This window comes from Acinetobacter sp. SA01 (genome assembly GCF_011319235.1).
Classification (GTDB): domain Bacteria; phylum Pseudomonadota; class Gammaproteobacteria; order Pseudomonadales; family Moraxellaceae; genus Acinetobacter.
Genome location: NZ_WXXM01000001.1, coordinates 67,765 through 87,306 on the forward strand (window position 1 = coordinate 67,765; position 19,542 = coordinate 87,306).

General features: G+C 42.4%; 18 protein-coding genes. 6 read left to right on the top strand and 12 right to left on the bottom strand.

Annotation, left to right across the window (positions count from 1 at the left end; translation table 11 throughout):
- Positions 1-220: 220 nt before the first annotated feature.
- The 3 genes from alaS (at position 221) to csrA (ending at position 4,773) form a co-directional block, all read left to right on the top strand.
- Positions 221-2,914 (top strand): alanine--tRNA ligase, encoded by a 2,694-nt coding sequence (alaS, locus tag GTU69_RS00365; RefSeq protein ID WP_171521985.1) that lies wholly within the window; start codon positions 221-223, stop codon positions 2,912-2,914.
- A 66-nt stretch (positions 2,915-2,980) separates the two neighbouring features.
- Positions 2,981-4,261 (top strand): aspartate kinase, encoded by a 1,281-nt coding sequence (locus tag GTU69_RS00370; RefSeq protein ID WP_166166697.1) that lies wholly within the window; start codon positions 2,981-2,983, stop codon positions 4,259-4,261.
- Between the two features lie 248 nt (positions 4,262-4,509).
- On the top strand, positions 4,510-4,773 hold the full coding sequence (gene csrA / locus GTU69_RS00375) for a carbon storage regulator CsrA (protein WP_067723263.1): 264 nt from the start codon (positions 4,510-4,512) through the stop codon (positions 4,771-4,773).
- A gap of 60 nt (positions 4,774-4,833) precedes the next feature.
- Here csrA and rnhB read toward each other — a convergent pair whose 3' ends face one another.
- Positions 4,834-5,412, bottom strand: a complete 579-nt coding sequence (gene rnhB, locus GTU69_RS00380; RefSeq protein ID WP_166166700.1) for a ribonuclease HII — start codon at positions 5,410-5,412, stop codon at positions 4,834-4,836.
- A gap of 73 nt (positions 5,413-5,485) precedes the next feature.
- Positions 5,486-5,872 (bottom strand): hypothetical protein, encoded by a 387-nt coding sequence (locus GTU69_RS00385; protein ID WP_166166703.1) that lies wholly within the window; start codon positions 5,870-5,872, stop codon positions 5,486-5,488.
- Positions 5,873-6,105: 233 nt separating this feature from the next.
- Here GTU69_RS00385 and GTU69_RS00390 point away from each other — a divergent pair, with 233 nt between their 5' ends.
- Positions 6,106-6,660, top strand: a complete 555-nt coding sequence (locus GTU69_RS00390; RefSeq protein WP_166166706.1) for a cytochrome b — start codon at positions 6,106-6,108, stop codon at positions 6,658-6,660.
- 78 nt (positions 6,661-6,738) lie between these two features.
- Here the strand turns inward: GTU69_RS00390 and GTU69_RS00395 are convergent, their stop codons facing one another.
- The 5 genes from GTU69_RS00395 to yaaA all read right to left on the bottom strand — a co-directional run bounded on the left by GTU69_RS00395 (position 6,739) and on the right by yaaA (position 11,099).
- On the bottom strand, positions 6,739-7,098 hold the full coding sequence (locus tag GTU69_RS00395; protein WP_166166709.1) for a hypothetical protein: 360 nt from the start codon (positions 7,096-7,098) through the stop codon (positions 6,739-6,741).
- A gap of 75 nt (positions 7,099-7,173) precedes the next feature.
- Positions 7,174-8,175 (bottom strand): adenosine deaminase, encoded by a 1,002-nt coding sequence (locus GTU69_RS00400; RefSeq protein ID WP_166166712.1) that lies wholly within the window; start codon positions 8,173-8,175, stop codon positions 7,174-7,176.
- Between the two features lie 76 nt (positions 8,176-8,251).
- A complete protein-coding gene (locus tag GTU69_RS00405; RefSeq protein WP_166166715.1) occupies positions 8,252-9,574 on the bottom strand; it encodes an NCS2 family permease in 1,323 nt (440 codons plus the stop codon).
- A gap of 368 nt (positions 9,575-9,942) precedes the next feature.
- Positions 9,943-10,176, bottom strand: coding sequence for a hypothetical protein (locus GTU69_RS00410; protein WP_166166718.1), 234 nt, complete (start codon positions 10,174-10,176; stop codon positions 9,943-9,945).
- 140 nt (positions 10,177-10,316) lie between these two features.
- Positions 10,317-11,099, bottom strand: a complete 783-nt coding sequence (gene yaaA / locus GTU69_RS00415; RefSeq protein ID WP_086195610.1) for a peroxide stress protein YaaA — start codon at positions 11,097-11,099, stop codon at positions 10,317-10,319.
- 124 nt (positions 11,100-11,223) lie between these two features.
- Between yaaA and GTU69_RS00420 the strand changes: the two genes are divergently transcribed.
- Positions 11,224-11,856, top strand: coding sequence for a hydrolase (locus GTU69_RS00420; protein WP_166166721.1), 633 nt, complete (start codon positions 11,224-11,226; stop codon positions 11,854-11,856).
- A gap of 111 nt (positions 11,857-11,967) precedes the next feature.
- Here the strand turns inward: GTU69_RS00420 and GTU69_RS00425 are convergent, their stop codons facing one another.
- From GTU69_RS00425 to pheA, 4 genes are all read right to left on the bottom strand, one after another.
- Positions 11,968-12,345: a hypothetical protein gene (locus tag GTU69_RS00425; RefSeq protein WP_166166724.1), complete on the bottom strand. Its 378-nt coding sequence runs from the start codon at positions 12,343-12,345 to the stop codon at positions 11,968-11,970.
- A gap of 109 nt (positions 12,346-12,454) precedes the next feature.
- The gene (locus tag GTU69_RS00430) at positions 12,455-14,701 is read right to left on the bottom strand and encodes a bifunctional prephenate dehydrogenase/3-phosphoshikimate 1-carboxyvinyltransferase (RefSeq protein WP_166166727.1); all 2,247 of its coding nucleotides are present in this window, start codon (positions 14,699-14,701) and stop codon (positions 12,455-12,457) included.
- A 3-nt stretch (positions 14,702-14,704) separates the two neighbouring features.
- The gene (gene hisC / locus GTU69_RS00435; protein ID WP_166166730.1) at positions 14,705-15,811 is read right to left on the bottom strand and encodes a histidinol-phosphate transaminase; all 1,107 of its coding nucleotides are present in this window, start codon (positions 15,809-15,811) and stop codon (positions 14,705-14,707) included.
- Positions 15,812-15,886: 75 nt separating this feature from the next.
- On the bottom strand, positions 15,887-16,996 hold the full coding sequence (gene pheA / locus GTU69_RS00440) for a prephenate dehydratase (RefSeq protein ID WP_086195615.1): 1,110 nt from the start codon (positions 16,994-16,996) through the stop codon (positions 15,887-15,889).
- 759 nt (positions 16,997-17,755) lie between these two features.
- Here pheA and GTU69_RS00445 point away from each other — a divergent pair.
- Positions 17,756-18,274: a type 1 glutamine amidotransferase domain-containing protein gene (locus tag GTU69_RS00445; protein ID WP_166166733.1), complete on the top strand. Its 519-nt coding sequence runs from the start codon at positions 17,756-17,758 to the stop codon at positions 18,272-18,274.
- A 91-nt stretch (positions 18,275-18,365) separates the two neighbouring features.
- On the opposite strand, the gene GTU69_RS00450 is transcribed toward GTU69_RS00445, so the two are convergent.
- A complete protein-coding gene (locus tag GTU69_RS00450; protein WP_166166736.1) occupies positions 18,366-19,508 on the bottom strand; it encodes an acyl-CoA dehydrogenase family protein in 1,143 nt (380 codons plus the stop codon).
- Positions 19,509-19,542 lie beyond the last annotated feature (34 nt).

A 19,542-nucleotide genomic window follows, 5' to 3' on the forward strand; every position in this document is an offset into this window, starting at 1 on the left:
GCATAAAGCAGAATTTGGCTGATTAATTCAGTACATGAAACCTAATACCGCTTAAATAGAATTGTGATTAATTCGCCTTAAAGTGATTGGTGCATGCGGCTTTTTCCGTTATACTTTAGCGTTTTAAAATTTTAAGCCAGTATCTCAAGCCAGCTTTATAAAAGTAAGACTTGCTTGACGTGCTATTAGCCAAATACAAGATTTATGGAGTGACTTGGTTGTGAGTACTCGTTTTATGACATCAGCTGAAATTCGCGAAGCTTTTTTAAGCTATTTTGAATCGCAAGGGCATACACGTGTCGCGTCGAGTTCTCTGGTTCCTGCCAACGACCCAACATTATTGTTCACCAACGCTGGGATGAACCAGTTTAAAGACTGCTTCCTGGGTCTTGAAAAACGTGACTATGTTCGCGCAACATCTTCACAAAAATGTGTCCGTGCTGGTGGTAAACACAACGACCTAGACAACGTCGGTTATACTGCACGTCACCATACTTTTTTTGAGATGTTAGGTAACTTCTCTTTTGGTGATTATTTCAAACGTGATGCAATCAAATTTGCCTGGGATTTTTTGACTAATGAGCAATGGCTAGGCTTACCAAAAGACAAACTCTATGCCACTGTTTATCATACCGATGACGAAGCCTTCGACATCTGGAACAAAGAAATTGGTTTAGATGCATCTCGCATCATCCGTATTGGCGACAACAAAGGTGGTCAATACGCATCGGATAACTTCTGGGCAATGGGTGATACCGGTCCTTGTGGTCCTTGTTCTGAAATCTTCTTTGACCACGGCGACCACATCTGGGGTGGCTTACCAGGCACACCTGAAGAAGATGGCGACCGTTTCATCGAGATCTGGAACAACGTATTCATGCAGTTCAACCGTACTGCTGATGGCGTACTGCATCCTCTTCCAGCACCATCTGTAGATACAGGTATGGGCTTGGAACGTATTTCCGCAGTTTTACAACACGTCAACTCAAACTACGAAATTGACCTGTTCCAGCACTTGTTAAAAGCTGCGGCTGAAATTATTAGCTTAGACACGTCCGAACTTGAAGCCAAAGCACAAGCTGAAGGTAAGCCAGTTGACTACCCGGCTTCCCTTAAAGTGGTGGCTGACCATGCACGTTCATGCTGCTTCCTGATTGCTGACGGTGTAAACCCTTCGAATGAAGGCCGTGGTTATGTACTGCGTCGTATTATCCGTCGTGCTGTGCGTCACGGTAACAAACTGGGTGCGACCGGTTCATTCTTCCACAAAATGCTTCAGCCATTAATCGAAGTCATGGGTGCTGCATATCCTGAACTTGCAGCCAACCAAGCACGCATCGAAGCGCAACTGCTGAAAGAAGAAGAACAATTTGCGAAAACTTTAGAGCAAGGTTTGAAATTGCTTGAAGGTGAATTGGCTCAACTTAAAGGTTCTGTGATTCCAGGCGCAACAGTATTCAAACTCTATGATACTTATGGCTTCCCGACTGATTTAACAGCTGATATTGCACGCGAACGCGACTTGACCATTGATGAAGCCGGCTTTGAAAAAGAGATGGCTGCACAACGTCAACGTGCGCGTGACGCAGGTAAATTCGCCATCGACTACAACAGTATTGTAAAAGTTGAAGGTGAAACCCAGTTCGAAGGTTATGAAGCCACTCAAGCTCAAGGCCAAATTGTTGCGATCTATAAAGATGGCGAACAGGTTGATGAAGTTGTAGAAGGCGACGAAGCGCTCATCGTATTAAACCAAACCCCTTTCTATGCAGAAAGCGGCGGTCAGATTGGTGATACAGGTATCTTCAAAAATGATACCGGTATTTTCGAAGTTCAAGATACCAAAAAATCTGGTGGTGCATTCGTTCACCAGGGTATTGTGACCATGGGTAGCTTGAAAGCCGCTCAATCTGTTGAAGCGATTGTTAAAGCAGACATCCGTGAAGCGACTTCACGCAACCACTCAGCAACTCACTTGTTACATGCTGCGCTTCGTCAAGTATTAGGTTCACATGTACAACAAAAAGGTTCATTGGTTGCAAGCGATCTGTTGCGTTTTGACTTTGCCAATGACCAACCTGTTTCATTCGAACAGCTGCAGGAAGTTGAACGCATTGTAAACTGTGAAATTATTGCCAACACTGCCGTTTCTACTGAGCTTCTCGACATCGAATCTGCCAAAGAAAAAGGCGCGATGATGCTGTTTGGTGAAAAATATGGTGACGAAGTACGTGTACTTTCCATGGGTTCAATTATCGATGAGAAAAACTTCTCGATCGAACTGTGTGGTGGTATTCACGTCAAACGTACCGGTGATATCGGTCTGTTTAAAATCACTTCAGAAGGTGGTGTAGCAGCAGGTGTACGTCGTATCGAAGCAGTCACAGGTACCAAAGCGATTGAAGCTGCACAAAAAGCAGATCGTGACATTCATGCAATCAATGATGTTTTAAAAGCGCAAAAAGACCAAACTTTAGAAAAAGTGGAAGCTCTAGCGAATACCGCATCGAGTTTGCAAAAACAAATCGAGCAGTTGAACCAGAAATTGGCAAACTTCCAGGCAGCTGAACTTTTAAGCCAAGTTCAAACTGTTGCTGGTCGTCAAACATTGATTACCACTGTACAAAACATGGATGCGAAATCGCTTCGTAACCTGCACGATGGTGTGAAATCTAAACTAGACAATGCAGTGATTGTACTTGCTGCTGTAGAAGGTGATAAAGTCAGCCTTCTCGCTTCTGTAGCAAAAGACTTTACTGCTTCTATTAAAGCAGGTGACATCATCAAACACCTGGCAACCGAGCTAGGTGGTAAAGGTGGTGGTAAACCTGACTTGGCACAAGGTGGCGCGCCACTTAACGAGAAGTTTGCAACAGTAATGGCAGATTTGACTGCTTGGCTTGAAGCAAAATAAAACTTCACCTTTTGTGTAACTGATCCTGAAAAGGTAATTCAGGATCATGGCTTTTATGGAACAACTATGGCATTAATCGTTCAAAAATATGGCGGTACCTCTATGGGTACTCCCGAGCGCATTTTAAATGTTGCTCGTCGTGTAAAGCGCTGGCATGACCACGGCCACAAGGTTGTGGTTGTTGTATCAGCAATGAGTGGCGAAACCAATCGCTTGCTTGCTTTAGCGAAGGCCATTACCGAAACCCCTGATCCACGCGAATTAGACCAGATGGTCTCTACAGGTGAACAGGTTACGATTTCTATGTTAGCGATGGCGCTCAACTCGATTGGAGTAGAAGCGAAATCACTGACTGGCCGCCAGGTTGGCATTAAAACCGACAGCGCATTCAACAAAGCCCGCATTGAATCTATTGATACTGATGTATTAACTGAAAATCTGGATGCAGGCCGCGTACTTGTGGTTGCCGGTTTCCAAGGCTTTGATGAATCTGGCAATACAACGACTTTAGGTCGTGGTGGTTCAGATACGTCTGGTGTGGCACTTGCAGCTGCATTAAAAGCAGATGAATGCCAAATTTATACAGACGTAGATGGTGTTTATACTACTGACCCACGCGTTGCACCAAAAGCGAAAAAAGTTGATCGTATTTCTTTTGAAGAAATGCTGGAAATGGCATCACTTGGTTCGAAAGTCCTGCAAATCCGTTCAGTTGAATTTGCTGGCAAATACCAAGTGCCTTTACGCGTATTATCAAGCTTCGATAACGACGATGATGGCGCATTTGACGAAGACTTCAAAAACAACGTCGGAACTCTTATTACTACTGAATTGGAAGACAACATGGAACAGCCAATTATCTCTGGTATCGCGTTTAACCGTGACGAAGCAAAATTGACTATCTTGGGCGTACCTGACCTGCCTGGCATTGCGTCCAAAATTCTGGCGCCAATTGGTGCAGCGAATATCGAAGTTGACATGATCATCCAGAATGTGGAAGAAGATGGTACCACTGACTTCACGTTCACAGTCAACCGTGGTGAGTTCAATAAAGCAAAAGCAATTCTGGAGCAAACCGCAAAAGAAATCGGTGCTCGTGAAGTTGCGACCCGTTCAGACATCGTGAAAGTATCAATCGTAGGTGTGGGTATGCGCTCTCATGCAGGCGTAGCAAGCAAAATGTTTACTGCTCTAGCTGAAGAAGGCATTAACATTTTAATGATCTCAACTTCGGAAATTAAAATTTCAGTGATCATTGAAGAAAATTATTTAGAGCTTGCCGTGCGCACGCTTCACACAGCTTTCGGTTTAGACCGTGAATCTGGCGAATCAAGCGCACGCGCTTAATATGTAGAGCAACAAATTTAGTCCTTGTTGAACAAAATTTGCGAAATACTACAAAAAGAACAGAGCCACTATAGTTTTTTTTATAGTGGCTCTGTTATATTTGTAACTGAGGATTTTGAAAATATTAACAGAATTATTTTAGTCAAATTCTTGACAGATTGTTTTGATAATATTTCTATAATATTAAGGTTGTGTCTTTTTAAATTTTAAAATCAATTGCACGTTTAGCGTTTTGCAAGGAGATAAACATGCTGATTCTAACCCGACGTGTCGGTGAAACATTAATGATTGGGGATCAAGTCAGTGTAACTGTGCTTGGCGTAAAAGGTAATCAGGTTCGTATTGGCGTAAATGCTCCAAAAGAAGTATCTGTTCATCGTGAAGAAATCTACCAACGAATTCAGCATGAACGCGCTATGCATGAACACCTGCAACACCTGGATCAGGATTATCAGCCTTCTTTTGAAGAAGATAATTTCCCACAAAATACCCAGAACGACTTTAATCGTTAAACCATTAAAGGTTGTTCTAATATAAAGCGGCTATATGGCCGCTTTAAATTTATCTGCTGCTTATTTTTGTCCCAGCAAGGCCAATACCTTTTTAACCGGTGCATAACTACGGCGATGTTGATCAATCACGCCATGCTCAGCAATCGCTTCAAAATGGGCTTTGGTTGGGTAACCCTTATGTTTGGCAAAGCCAAAATGCGGATATTGCCGATCCAGCTCTACCATTTGATAGTCACGCGTTACTTTTGCCAGGATACTGGCCGCTGAAATTTCTGCATGCAGTGCATCCCCGCCGACCACCGCATCACAGCTCATGGTCAAGCCTTGCGGAACTTTATTGCCATCAACCAGCACATGTTCCGGCTGAAGATGCAAAGCTTCTACAGCACGGCGCATAGCCAATAAAGAGGCCTGTAGAATATTGATCTGGTCTATTTCTTCATGGCTGGCTTCAGCAATGGCCCAAGCCAAGGCTTTCTCTTGTATTTCTACAAATAATTTTTCACGCTTTTTTTCGCTGAGTTTTTTAGAATCATTCAACCCTTCAATCGGATTATTGGGATCTAAAATAACTGCTGCCGCTACCACTGAACCCACCAAGGGGCCACGCCCTGCTTCATCTACACCAGCAATTTTCATTAATACTGTACCTACAAAAAAAAGAGGCCGAATAACATCAACCTCTTTAATTTTAACATGAATTAAAGTTCTATTAGTTCATGGCTTCAGCAACACAAGCATTAATAGTTTTAGTCACTGCATTTGAAACAATGGTATTACGTGCAGCCGGATCAATTGCAGCTGTCGCCAAATCGACTGCCGTTACGTTTTGTGGTGCTTTTTCACTGACACAACCACAGATTTCAGTCTGGATATTTTGCTTTTGAGTTGCAGTCATTAACTTGGTTGCATTTTGCCATGCAGGAATAGTATTCAACTCGGTAGTACATTTGGCATTAATTGCAATTTTAATTGCAGTCATACCGAGTTGTTGAGTTGCCGATTGTGTAGCCGGCATTGTGCCAGTTGTAGTATTCGTTGCTACACAGGCAGTTAAAGCCAAAGTGAGAGGTACAAGCACCGCAATTATTTTTTTCACAGCTTAATCCTTGAATATAAAATCTGTTGGGCATATTTTGCCGAAACTTTCCCAAGGAAGAAATCTATATTTCAGTTGAATTTTCCACATCCGGATAATCTGCTTAAAAAAACGGCATCCCTTTCAGTGTTGCAAGAAGCACACGCTTCGTTCCATATCCATCATTTTTAAATATGGGCTTTTTGATTAGCATACCCAGACTTGAAAATGACATATGGATACATAGGTATAACATGAAAAATACCTCACAATACTATACGCGTACGGCACAAATGCTGCATTGGCTCATGGCGATTATCTTTATTGCGGCATGGCTGATTGGTTTTTATAGCGGAAATTTTCTAAGTTATGAGGTCGATGGAAGCTTTAAAGGTCAGGTCATTACCCTACATAAGAACATCGCCACCACCATTATCTTTCTGGTCCTAATTCGTATATTTTGGCGCTATACCCACCCTGTTCCAGCACTACCCGACAGCATGTCACCTTTGATGAAAGTCTTAGCACATCTGGGACATTTAACTTTATATCTCATGTTACTGGCTTTACCGATTACCGGCTGCTTATTTAGCTGGAGTGCAGGACATCCGGCACCTGTTTTGTATTTATTCGAAATTCCTCGTTTGGTCCAGGATAATCCCGACCTTTTAGCCATCGTAAAACCTGTACACATTTATTTGTCCTGGTTTGCAGGCTTACTTGTCATTGGTCATATTGCCGCGGCATTAAAACATCATTTCATCGATAAAGATAACATCTTGCGCAGCATGACCCGACAAGCAAAATAATCAATTTTGTCGCCATAAAAAAGCCGCACTAGTGTGACACTGATGCGGCTTTTTTATAATTCAATTTATAGTGATAAGTTATTGCAGAGCGTCCTGAGCACAACCTTTAATACTGTTCACCACCGCTTGTTTAATCAGGCTATTTTTTGCAGATTCACTCATCGATGCCATAGCTAACTCTTTGACCGAAACGTCCTGCAAGGCATGTTCACCCACACAACCACAGATTTGTTTTTGTACGGTTAATTGCCGCTCTGAACTCATGAACAAAGCTGCGGATTGCCACACTTTTGAAGCATTCAATTCACTTTTACAGCCTTGTTCAATCACTGGTTTCAACATTTTCTGGGTTAAAGTAGAGTTTTTATCGGTCGCAAAAACTGATACAGAGCCAATCAATAAAACGACTGCAAATACCCAGCAAAAAAACTTTTTCACATTAGAACCTAATAGTTATTGAACAGATCAATATATCAATCTGCCCAATCCAAAAGCATTTTTCAAAGGAATGGATTACACCAAAGAATCAATCTGTTGTGACCATTTTTGCTTTTCAGCATCAGAGATAAATGAAGCTTCAAACGAATTTTTCGCCAATTGCTTTAGCTCATCATTTGACAGGTCTAAAGCTTTTGTAATTGCAATGAAATTATCATTCATATAACCGCCAAAATAAGAGGGATCATCTGAATTGACCGTTACATGTACACCCTGTTGCAATAAACGGCGGATATTATGCTGTGCCATATCATCAACCACACAGAGTTTTAAATTACTTAAAGGACACACGGTTAAAGGCATTTTCTCTGTAATCAGGCGCTGTATCAGCATCGCATCTTCTTCAGAGCGTACACCATGATCCACTCGGTTCACTTTCAGCAAATCCAGAGCTTCCCATACATATTCAGCTGGACCTTCTTCACCTGCATGTGCCACCACCAAGAAACCCGCTTCACGTGCTTTGGCAAAAACACGTTCAAATTTAGATGGTGGATGTCCAACCTCACTCGAATCCAGCCCCACCGCAATAATTTGCTCTTTAAAAGGTAAAGCTTGCTCTAAAGTTTTAAATGCGGCTTCTTCACTTAAATGACGCAAGAAACACATAATTAAATGCGAGCTAATGCCCAATTTGCTTTGTGCCTCATCACAGGCACGTTTTAAACCCTGAATTACCGTTGCAAAAGCAATGCCACGATCGGTATGGGTCTGCGGATCAAAGAACATTTCGGTGTGAACCACTTTGTCTTCAGCACATTTTTCAAAATATGCCCAGGCCAGATCATAGAAGTCCTGTTCATGAATCAGGACATTGGCACCCGCATAATAGATGTCTAAAAAAGACTGTAAATTATGAAAGTTATAAGCCTGTTTCACTTCCTCAACAGATTTATACGGAATATCAATATGATTGCATTGAGCAATCGCGAACATCAGCTCAGGCTCAAAAGTCCCTTCAATATGGACGTGTAACTCCGCCTTTGGCATGGCTTGAATAAGCTCAAGTTGATTCATATCTTATCCTTATAAAATTTTTCAAAAATAAAAAAGGGTGCAAACCGAGTTTACACCCTATTCTGAATGGGGTGAATTAGCCGCCAAATACAGCAAATTTCAATGCCCAAAGAGCCGCAACAATCCAGACCATATAAGGTACAGTTTTCGCTTGCCCAGTCAGCAGCTTGATTAATGCGTAGCTAATAAAGCCCATCGCAATACCGTCGGCAATTGAATAGGTAAATGGCATGCATACGATGGTTAAAAATGCAGGAACGGCTTCAGTGATATCATCCCATTCAATGTTGACGATACCTTGAATCATTAACACACCTACAAACAATAATGCAGGTGCAGTAGCAAAACCCGGAACCGATTGCGCCAAAGGAGCCAGGAATAAGCACAGTACAAACAACACGGCAACAACCACAGCGGTCAAACCTGTACGACCACCTGCAGCAACTCCCGCAGAAGATTCAATATAAGGGGTTGTTGAAGAAGTACCCAATGCCGCACCCGCTACAATCGCAGTCGAGTCAGCAAAAAGTGCTTTTTTCAAACGTGGTAATTTGCCGTCTTTTAACAGGCCGGCACGATGCGAAACACCTACCAGCGTACCCGTCGAGTCAAATAAATCCACCAGGAAAAATACAAAGATGACCCCAACCAGACTGGCAGTGAACAAACCTTCAAAATCCATTTGCAGGAAGGTTGGAGCAATCGATGGAATGGCTCCTACAACACCTTTAAACTCGTTCAGCCCCATTGCTGTAGCAATCGCGGTAATCACCAGAATACTGATAATGATGGCACCACGGACTTTAAAGTGATGCATTACTACAATCATCAGGAAACCCAGCAAGGTCAGCAATACTGTCGGTTGTTTCAAGTCACCCAACCCTACAAGGGTGGCCGGGTTATCGACAATAATGCCTGAATTTTTTAATGCAATCAGTGCAAGGAACAAGCCAATGCCGCCGCCAATCGCAAATTTCAGCGACATAGGAATGGCATTGACAATCGCTTCACGGATTTTAAACATACTGATGGCAATAAACACCAGCCCCGAGACAAACACGGCAGCCAGTGCCGTTTGCCAAGGTATGCCCATACCCATACACACCGAATAGGTAAAGTAGGCATTCAGCCCCATACCCGGTGCAAGCGCAATCGGATAATTTGCAACAAGCCCCATCACCAGACAGCCAATTGCAGCTGCAAGACAGGTTGCAACAAAAACAGCCCCATGATCCATCCCAGTTTCGGATAAAATCATTGGATTGACAATAATGATGTAACACATGGTTAAGAAAGTGGTTACACCTGCAAGAACTTCTGTGCGAAAACTGGTTTTGTTTTCACTAAGCTTAAATAAGCGTTCTAGCATATTCTCTGAAGATGGATTAGGAGTCGTCATGACTTTACCCCTGTAAGTAAACTTTATGCTGTCAGCACGCTATAAAATTAATGATCCGTTTCTCAAATCACCATTAAGTTTATAGATGTCCAAGCAATCGATATGCCAATATTTTCATTAAAAACAAATATTTTCTACAATGTTTCGTAGACGAAAAAACAACCGGATAACAAAAACCATAAACAAAAAAGCCGCATAACTTTTATGCAGCCTCCTGAGATAGAAAGTGAAACACTTACAATGTAAATATAAGAATTCAGATCTTGGTAAATTATAACACAATGCTTTTTATTGTTTCTAAAATTTATTTTTAATTAAATTTAAATAACTTAAAAATATATTTAAAACATATAGTAAAAACCCAGGCATTAAAACTTGCTGGATTTCACATGCAAGGGCGCTGCAAAATGGGGATCCGAAGTTTCACTCTGCTCTACCACCCTATTATTTGGATTTGCTTCTACAGCCTTCAAAGATCGATGCGCATCCTGGATCAGTTGATCCATTTCCTGTCTTTTTTTCATTTGACTGTCGCGATAAACCCCGTACCCCAGTAAAACCACTGCAAAAATAAAGGTTGGAACTAATAATCTTTTCATCATAAAATTTTATTGTTCAACAATTCATCATGATGTTAACAAACATGAATTAAAATATAATGATAAAATATTTCAAAATCCTGTTTATTTTTTCGCAATAAAAATCCCGAAATTTATCGGGATTTTTACCTTGTTACTCTCACTTAAGCAGCTTGCTGCTCGTCGCGTTTAAAGACCAGCTCACCTTGTAGCGAACTCTCTGCATCAAAATAGTAACCATCCAGATTAAATGATTTTAAGTCCTCAGCACGTTCTGCTTGATTTTCAATGATAAAACGTGCCATTAATCCGCGTGCTTTTTTTGCATAGAAGCTAATCACCTTATATTTGCCGTTTTTCTGATCCAGAAAAACCGGCTTAATGATCTCGGCTTTAATTTTGCCTGGTTTGACCGATTTATAATATTCATCCGAAGCAAGATTCACCAATAGTTCTGAGTGCACCTCGGCTAAATCCTGGTTAATCAAATCGGTAATGATATTATCCCAAAAATCATAAAGATGATGACCACGTGGATTTTTGAGCTTGGTTCCCATTTCCAGGCGATAGGGCATCATTAAATCTAGAGGACGCAACAAACCATACAGTCCAGACAACATACGCAAATGCTGCTGTGCATAGGCAATATGCTGATCATTCAGCGCATAAGCATCCAGTCCGGTATACACATCCCCTTTAAAGGCAAATAAAGCCTGACGCGCATTAGAAAAGCTCAGCTCTGGCTGCCAATCATTAAAACGCTCGACATTCAACTTGGCAATTTTTTCACTCACGCTCATTAAATTGGCGATATCTGCTGCAGAAAGCTTACGACTCACATTTACAAGTTCTTGTGAATGTTCTAGTAGTCTTGGCAGTGTATGTGCATCGGTTGGAAGTGCAGATTCGTAATCTAAAGTCTTGGCTGGAGAAATTAAGGCGAGCATGAATAACCTGGTCAAAAAACAATTAAACAGACTATAACAGTAGCATTGTCTTATTGCCAATGTGTGTTTTTACTGGGTCTTAACGCTAAAATAGCCCTCTCTTCTGTCATGAGTCGGTTATTACATGTCCGAGCAAATTTTCATTCAAGGTCCTGCAGGTCAACTGGAAGTTTTTGTTGATTATCCACAGGGTGAAGTGAAAGGATTTGCACTGGTATGTCATCCTCACCCCCTACAAGGCGGCACTCCGCAGCATAAAGTTCCAGTTCTGCTTGCTCAGATGTTTCTTGAACGCAGCTGTATTGTCTATCGTCCAAGTTTCCGAGGCTCTGGCCAGAGTACGGGTGAGCACGATAAAGGCCATGGCGAAACGGATGATATTCTAGAAATTATTCAACAGATTCGCTGTAAGCATATCAATTTGCCTTTTTATGCAGCAGGCTTTAGTTTTGGTGCCCATGTCATGGCAAAGTGTTTTCATGTATTGCCCGATGAAATTAAACCCAAACAATTGATTTTATGTGGACTACCTACTGCAACAGTTGCAGGTGTACGTCATTATGTTACACCACACATTCAAGGTGATATTCTGTTCCTGCATGGTGAAGCGGACGAAGTGACCTTGTTATCCGACTTGATTGAATGGGCTAAACCGCAACGCCATTTACTCACCATCTTACCCGGTGCAAATCATTTCTTTACTGGATATTTAAAGCAATTACGCGTTGCTATCTCCCGCTTTCTTGTAGACGAATAAGCCGACAATAGCAGCATAGAACATCTATTTATATGTGGTTTATGCATGGCTCCAAATAAAAGAGGAGGCTAAGCCCTCCTCCTGTTTTACTCATCAGGTCAAAATAAATATTTAACCTTTCCATGTAAAACCACTAAAAGATTCGTCTTCTTTTAAGGTATTTTCTACTGCTTGGGCCAATTGATTCAATAAACTTTGTTCCGTAATACGATCTAGCCAGTCCTGATCTTCAGCTGGGTAAGAAGTAATCTCGCAGACCAGGTGCCCTTCTGCATCACGACTCTGGCAGGTGACAGATAATGGCAAAGATTGATTGTCTACACTTACCGCAACCTGATCACCATTTTGCGACAAGGTCTGGAAACCGTATTGACCGAGTTCTTTAGACAATAAATCTGCAACATATTCCTGAGTCACATGGCAGTCATTCGTTTGCTGTGACACATGATTATGCTTTTCACAGTTTGCAGTAAATTCTAATTTTCTCATCTGTGTATCCAAAGACATTATTGTTGTATGGTTTTAGCATAAGCAATAAAAACAAAACAGCCAAGCAAAAGCTTGGCTGTTGTTTAACAAATACACAAAATTAGACTAATTATTCACTGACTTGAATGGCTAAACCAGCTTGATTGGCCAACTCAGTGAAAGTTGGGAAACTGGTTGCTACAGTTTCGGTGCCAATAATTTTAATTTCGCCGGAAGTACGCAAGCCCGCCATGGAAAAACTCATGGCAATACGGTGGTCATGATGCGATTCAATTTCACCACCTGTGAAAATTGCAGACCAGTCACCAGACTTGCCCTTACCTTCAATGATGATGCCATCATCGGTTGGCGTACAGTCAATGCCCATAGTCTGCAAGCCATCTGCCATCACCTGAATACGGTCAGATTCTTTTACCCGAAGCTCGGCAGCACCAGTCAAAATGGTTTGACCTTCAGCACAAGCCGCCGCAATAAATAAAGCCGGGAATTCATCAATGGCCAATGGCACCTGATCTTCAGGCATATGAATGCCTTTTAAGGTGCGTGTGCCGCGAATACGAATGTCTGCAATCGGTTCACCACCTGCAATACGTTCGTTTTCAACAGTTAAATCTGCACCCATCTGTTTCAGAATTTCAATGACACCGGTACGGGTCGGGTTAATCCCTACCGCTTCCAAAGTGACATCGGAACCTTCAGTAATGGCAGCACCCACCATAAAGAATGCAGCGGATGAAATATCAGATGGAACCTGAATATCAGTACCGACCAATTTACCGCCACCTTGCAGGGAAATACGGTTACCCTCGGTTTTTACTTCATAATCAAAGGCACGCAGCATACGTTCGGAGTGGTCACGGGTCGGTTCCGGTTCAGTCACCGATGTTTCCCCTTCTGCCCAAAGGCCCGCCAGTAAAATCCCTGATTTCACCTGAGCCGAAGCCATTGGTAAGTCGTAATGAATACCTTTGAGCTTTTGATTGCCGGTAATGGAAACGGGCGGCGTACCACGCTCACCTGTAGTCTGAATCTGCGCTCCCATTTCACGTAACGGTTTAGCAATACGTTCCATTGGACGCTTTGACAAGGATGCATCACCGGTCATGACTGAATCAAACTTCTGTGCACAGAGCATACCGGAAAGCAGACGCATGGAAGTACCCGAGTTGCCCATGTATAAGGCACTTGCAGGGGCTTTTAGGCCATGCATACCTACGCCATGAATAGTCACTTCACCATTTTTAGGCCCTTCAATACTCACGCCCATATCACGGAATGCTTGCAGCGTTGCCAATGCATCTTCGCCTTCCAGGAAACCGGTAACATGTGTAGTTCCTTCAGCAATCGCACCAAACATGATGGAGCGGTGTGACACAGATTTGTCACCTGGCACGGTAAATTTACCTTTAAATGTCTTATCACCCGGCAAAATGGTAAATTGTTGTGTCACGTTATCGTTCTCCATCAAAGGTTTTTTAGCGAGCATATGATTGAAGTGTTGTCGCGCAGCTTGTGCATGCTCCAACAGTCCGATCAATGCCTTGGAATTTTCATCTTCAATGAGTTTGCGAATTTGAGCCAGTTGCTGCTCAAAGCCATCCACTGCATTTAAAATTGCTTTTTTATTGGCAAAAAAGATGTCATGCCACATTTGTGGGTCACTCGCCGCGATTCGGGAAAAATCACGAAAGCCCCCAGCGGCATAACGGAAAATATCCAGATTATCTTCCCGGTTGGCCAGTTGCTCAACCAGGTTAAAGGCCATCAAATGCGGAAGATGACTGGTATGGGCCAGCACTTCATCGTGCTTGTCCACATCCATACAAATCACTTCTGCCTTGGCAGCTTGCCACAGTTGAACCAGTTTATCCACAGCCCAGTCAGCACTGCTTGGTAATGGCGTCAAAATGACTTTATGATTGGCAAACAAATCGACCTTACCTGCATGCACGCCAGTATGTTCCGCACCCGCAATCGGATGACCCGGAACAAAACCTGCCGGCAGGTTTTCACCATATACGGCTTTGGCTGCATCCACCACATTGCCTTTGGTACTGCCCACATCGGTAATGATGGTGTTGTCTGACAAATAAGGCTTGATGGTTTCTAACACCTTTTGCGTTGCCCGCACAGGTAAAGCCAAAACTACCAGATCTGCACCTTGCACCGCATCTACGGGATTGCTATAGCCCTCTTGAATTAGTCCAAGCGCTTTTGCATCATCCAGAGTTTTTTGCGAACGCGTTGAGGCAACAATTTGCTTTGCCAGTTTTTCAGCAATGATGACACGAGCCAGACTTGAGCCAATCAGCCCAAGTCCAATAAAGGCAACTTTTTCAAACAGTGGCTGAGACATGGCTTAGGCTTTTTCCTCTACCGCATCAGGAGCTAAATCGAGTACTTTCGCCAGTGCTGTCAGGAATTTAGCATTTTCCGCTTCCGTACCAATCGATACACGCAGATGATTTGCAATACCCACAGGACGTACAATCACGCCTTCTTTTAACAAGGCATTGAACGTTTGCGCAGGATCAGCCTGTACATCGACCAAAATAAAGTTGGCACGAGAAGGTACATAGTTCAGACCCAAAGCTTTAATACCAGCTTCCAGCTGAGCCATACCCGCCTTGTTCACTTCACGCGATTGCTCGATAAAGTCTTCATCCTTGAGTGCAGCAACCGCAGCTACCATGGCAAGATGATTGACGTTAAATGGCTGACGAATACGGTTCAGGTAATCTGTTACTTCTGGCGATGCCAAGGCAAAACCAACACGCAGTGCAGCCAGACCATAGCATTTAGACAAGGTACGGCTGACAATTAGGTTTGGATACTGCTCAAGGAATTTCAGGCTGTTGAAGTTTTCCGGGAAATATTCCACATAAGCTTCATCCAGCACCACAATGACATTTTCCGGAACTTTTTGCATGAAAGCTTCAAATTCGGCTTCTTCAAACCAGGTTCCCGTCGGGTTATTTGGATTGGCAATAAAGATCAGTTTGGTATTGTCTTTAATTGCTGCTGCCATGGCATCCAGATCATGGGCAAAGCCTTTTGCAGGCACTTCAATCGCTTCTGCATTAATCGCTTGAGTCACCAAAGCATATACGGCAAAAGCATGCTGGCTATAAATTACCGAGTCTTTCTCTGAAACGAATGCGCGGGCAAACATTTCCAGTAAGTCGTTTGACCCATTACCTAAAGTAATACGGTCAGCAGTTACACCAAATTGTGCCTGAATCTGGTCTTTCAAGATAAAACCGCCACCATCCGGATAGCGACCAATTTCTGCCAATTCAGCCGCCACAGCCTGTTTGACTTTTTCAGAACAGCCCAACGGATTTTCATTTGAGGCTAATTTGACAATATCAGTAATCCCTAACTCACGCTCAAGTTCACTAATAGGTTTACCTGGTTGATAAGGCTTTAACTTTGAGATGCCTTCATTGGCAGGGACAAACGACATGTTACTCTTCCGCTATTTCAAGTGATAAAAGGAATCAGCCTTAAATTAAAAAATCAAGCCGACCACCAGAGTGATTTATAAAACTGCGATCGGATATGAACCCAATACGCGAACTTCTTTGACCAAAGGACGAATTTCTTCAATTGCCGCTTTCACATTTTCTTGCTCGATATGACCTTCCAGGTCAATAAAGAATACATAGGCCCATTTTTCCGGCAATGCAGGACGGGTTTCAATACTGGTTAGACTGATGTTGTGTTTGGCAAAGGGTGCCAGAATTTCCAGTAATGCACCGGCACGGTCATGTGCTGAAATTAATAATGAAGTTTTATCATTGCCACTTGGCGGTACTTTTTCACGGCCAATTACCAAGAAACGAGTGGTATTTTCCGGATTATCTTCAATATTGCTGTGCAGGATTTCCAAGTCATAAATATTGGCAGCCACTTCTGACGCAATCGCTGCGGAATGCCATTCATTGCGAATACGGCGTGCCGCTTCGGCATTGGAGCTTAAGGCAACACGTTCCACGCCTGGATAATGAGCATCTAACCATTTTCGGCATTGCGCCAATGTTTGCTGATGAGCATAAATCTGTTTGATGCTGTCTTTACGAGTATTCGATGACACAAGGAACTGGTGATGAATACGCAATTCAACTTCACCAATCACGTTTAAGTGTGAAGATTTAAAACAGTCTAAAGTATGGTTCACCACGCCTTCAGATGAGTTTTCTACTGGCACCAGACCATAATGCGCACTACCCGCTTCGACTTCACGGAACACTTCATCAATGGTAGGCAGTGGACGGACAATGGCATCCTGACCAAAATGTTTCAGTACTGCTGAATGGGTATAAGTACCCACAGGCCCTAGAAATGCAATACTTTGTGGTGCTTCCAATGCCAGACACGCAGACATGATTTCACGGAATAAACGCGCCATGGTGACGTCAGACAACGGACCTTCATTACGCTGCATAACATTACGTAAAACTTGTGCTTCACGTTCAGGACGGTAAAACAATGGATTCTCTTCAGCAGCAAATTTTGCTTTTGCGACAGCTTCAGCCAGTTTTGCTCTTTTATTGATAAGCTGTTGAATCTGTTGGTCTACAGAATCAATATCCTGACGGATTTGAGCCAGATCAAGAGAAGTCGATGTGTTTTGATCGTCGTTGATCATTGTTATGTTGCCCTTCAAAAACGTTATGCAAACAGTATAACAATAGTTAGCTTTCAAATGTTACGCAATAAGACTTTGATTGATTCAGTCTTAAAAACATACAGTTGATTTAATCAGCAATTTTATTGCTGATGTTTTTGCCCGGAGTATTTTAAATTGCTGAGCTTTTGCCAATTCGCTAAAAAAGACACCACGGCTATACATCTGTAATTCAGCAATCTGGCTCGCAATTTTATGTCATTTCACTGAATAAATTTATTGGTATTTGCAAATAAGCTCATCGTTAAAAACGCTTAATACTGAATTATGTTTAGCCATTTTTCTTATTTTAAAAGATTCGATTAAGCGATTCTGGTCGAATATCTTCAAGTTCTGCAAGCAACAGTGATCGGTATTGTAGATCAACACATTCAGGAGTCACTTCAAACCTGGATAGCCAGGATAGCTTTTCATGTCGCAATGAATAACGACACAAAACGCAATCAAGCCCATCTGACCGCATACAAAGTCAAAAAATCCACAGCCATTTTGAAATAATTAACAAAATCAATCATCGGAAAAATTCTGCATGCTGACCATTTGACACATGTAGAAACAAAAGTTTTTAGTTTAATTTTTTAATATTTACAAATACTTGAAAACACTTATCTAGGTAAACTTACAGATATTTTACAGATGCAAGAGTCCTTTACCAAACTCCATCACAAAAGTTTAATGTTTAATTTATAGTCTGTGAACAAAGCAATTCGGAGAAAAATAATGTCCAAAAGAATCGCCGTGCTAGTGACCCATGATTTTGAAGATGTCGAATATTCTGAACCTGTGCAAGCCTTTCGTGCAGCACGGCATAGTATTTTAAATATTGAAAACAAAGCAGGCAATATTGTCTATGGTCATAAGCGAAAATCAGCCGTCACCATTGACCAAAGTATAGATGATGTGACCGTGCATGATTTTGATGCTTTGCTCATTCCTGGCGGTTATTCTCCAGACCGGCTCCGTGGCGATGACCGCTTCGTGGATTTTGTACGTAAATTTGCCCATGCAGAAAAACCCATTTTGAGCATTTGTTATGGTCCGCAGTTGCTGATTACAGCCAAAGTCGTCAAAGGCCGCTTAATGACCACCATTAAAACGGTTGCCAAGGATCTGATTAATGCCGGCGCAGTCTATTATGATGTTGCTGTGGTCAACGATAATAATCTGTATATCTCATCACGCTCTCCTGATGATTTACCTGCGTTTATAGAAGAAAGCTTAATGGTTTTGAATCAATAAAAAGCACCCTGCAAAGTCAGATCTAGTGTCCAGCTTTTAGGGTGCCATTCTATTTATTTAACTATTTTTATTGCAGCATCTTATTCATGAATTAACGCCCCAATAAGCTACGCGCTACAATCTCTTTCATAATTTCATTGGTTCCGCCGTAAATTCGCTGAATACGGGCATCTACAAAGAAACGTGAAATTGGATATTCTGTCATATAGCCATAGCCACCAAACAGCTGTAACAGCTTATCCGCTATTTTCATCTGCATGTCGGTTGCGAAACTTTTTAAAGCTGCTGCCGTTTCCACATCCAGTTTACCCTGCATATATAACTCAACATTCTGGTTATAAAAAGCAGCAGTCGCTTGTTCCTCAATTTTCGCCTGAGCCAGCACAAAACGGGTATTCTGGAACTGGCTAATTGGCTGACCAAAGGCTTGTCGTTCTTTGACATAGGCAATGGTGACATCAATTGAACCACGAATGGCACCAATCGCCGTTGCGGCAATGGCAGTACGTTCACGTGGCAACTCCTGCATCAAATAGGCAAAACCCTGCCCCGCCTGCCCCAGCAACTGATCTTTAGGCACCTTGATATTATCGAAGAATAACTCTGAAGTATCTTGTGAATGCAAACCAATTTTGTTGAGGTTAGTGCCCTTTTTAAAACCTTCCAGGTGTGTATCTAAAAGCAATAAAGACACGCCTTTTGCCCGGGCTTGCGGATCAGTTTTAGCCGCCAGTACCACAAGGTCAGCATGTTGACCATTCGAGATAAAAGTTTTGGAACCATTGAGCAGATAGTGATCTTCCTTCAGGATGGCATTAGTACGCATGGCCTGCAAATCGGAACCGGCACCCGGTTCAGTCATCCCAATCGCCCCTACCACTTCACCCGTCACCATTTTTGGTAACCAGTACCGCTTTTGTTCTTCTGTCCCAATATGCAAAATATAAGGTGCTGCTATTTCAGAGTGGCAGGAAATACCGGTGGATAGTGCGCTAAATCCGGCACGTGCAGATTCTTCTACCAGCATCAGTGAATAATGGGTTGGCACGCCATAACCGCCATATTCTTCAGGAACATCTACGCACAGGAAACCGTTTTCACCCAGCAAGTTCCAGACTGAACGCGGCATAATGCCTTCCTGTTCCCATTGTTCATAATGTGGAGCAATATGCTCATTCATAAAGCGTTTGAAATTGTCGCGGAATAATTCTAAATCAGCATCATAAGCCAACATACGGCATCCTTATATTGAGTTGTTGTAGTTCTGT

Coding starts and splice junctions, on each gene's coding strand:
- GTU69_RS00370 (WP_166166697.1), top strand. CDS start 2,981: ATGGCATTAATCGTTCAAAAATATGGCGGTACCTCTATGGGTACTCCC.
- csrA (WP_067723263.1), top strand. CDS start 4,510: ATGCTGATTCTAACCCGACGTGTCGGTGAAACATTAATGATTGGGGAT.
- rnhB (WP_166166700.1), bottom strand. CDS start 5,412: ATGAAAATTGCTGGTGTAGATGAAGCAGGGCGTGGCCCCTTGGTGGGT.
- GTU69_RS00390 (WP_166166706.1), top strand. CDS start 6,106: ATGAAAAATACCTCACAATACTATACGCGTACGGCACAAATGCTGCAT.
- GTU69_RS00400 (WP_166166712.1), bottom strand. CDS start 8,175: ATGAATCAACTTGAGCTTATTCAAGCCATGCCAAAGGCGGAGTTACAC.
- GTU69_RS00405 (WP_166166715.1), bottom strand. CDS start 9,574: ATGACGACTCCTAATCCATCTTCAGAGAATATGCTAGAACGCTTATTT.
- GTU69_RS00410 (WP_166166718.1), bottom strand. CDS start 10,176: ATGATGAAAAGATTATTAGTTCCAACCTTTATTTTTGCAGTGGTTTTA.
- yaaA (WP_086195610.1), bottom strand. CDS start 11,099: ATGCTCGCCTTAATTTCTCCAGCCAAGACTTTAGATTACGAATCTGCA.
- GTU69_RS00420 (WP_166166721.1), top strand. CDS start 11,224: ATGTCCGAGCAAATTTTCATTCAAGGTCCTGCAGGTCAACTGGAAGTT.
- GTU69_RS00425 (WP_166166724.1), bottom strand. CDS start 12,345: ATGAGAAAATTAGAATTTACTGCAAACTGTGAAAAGCATAATCATGTG.
- GTU69_RS00430 (WP_166166727.1), bottom strand. CDS start 14,701: ATGTCTCAGCCACTGTTTGAAAAAGTTGCCTTTATTGGACTTGGGCTG.
- hisC (WP_166166730.1), bottom strand. CDS start 15,811: ATGTCGTTTGTCCCTGCCAATGAAGGCATCTCAAAGTTAAAGCCTTAT.
- pheA (WP_086195615.1), bottom strand. CDS start 16,996: ATGATCAACGACGATCAAAACACATCGACTTCTCTTGATCTGGCTCAA.
- GTU69_RS00445 (WP_166166733.1), top strand. CDS start 17,756: ATGTCCAAAAGAATCGCCGTGCTAGTGACCCATGATTTTGAAGATGTC.
- GTU69_RS00450 (WP_166166736.1), bottom strand. CDS start 19,508: ATGTTGGCTTATGATGCTGATTTAGAATTATTCCGCGACAATTTCAAA.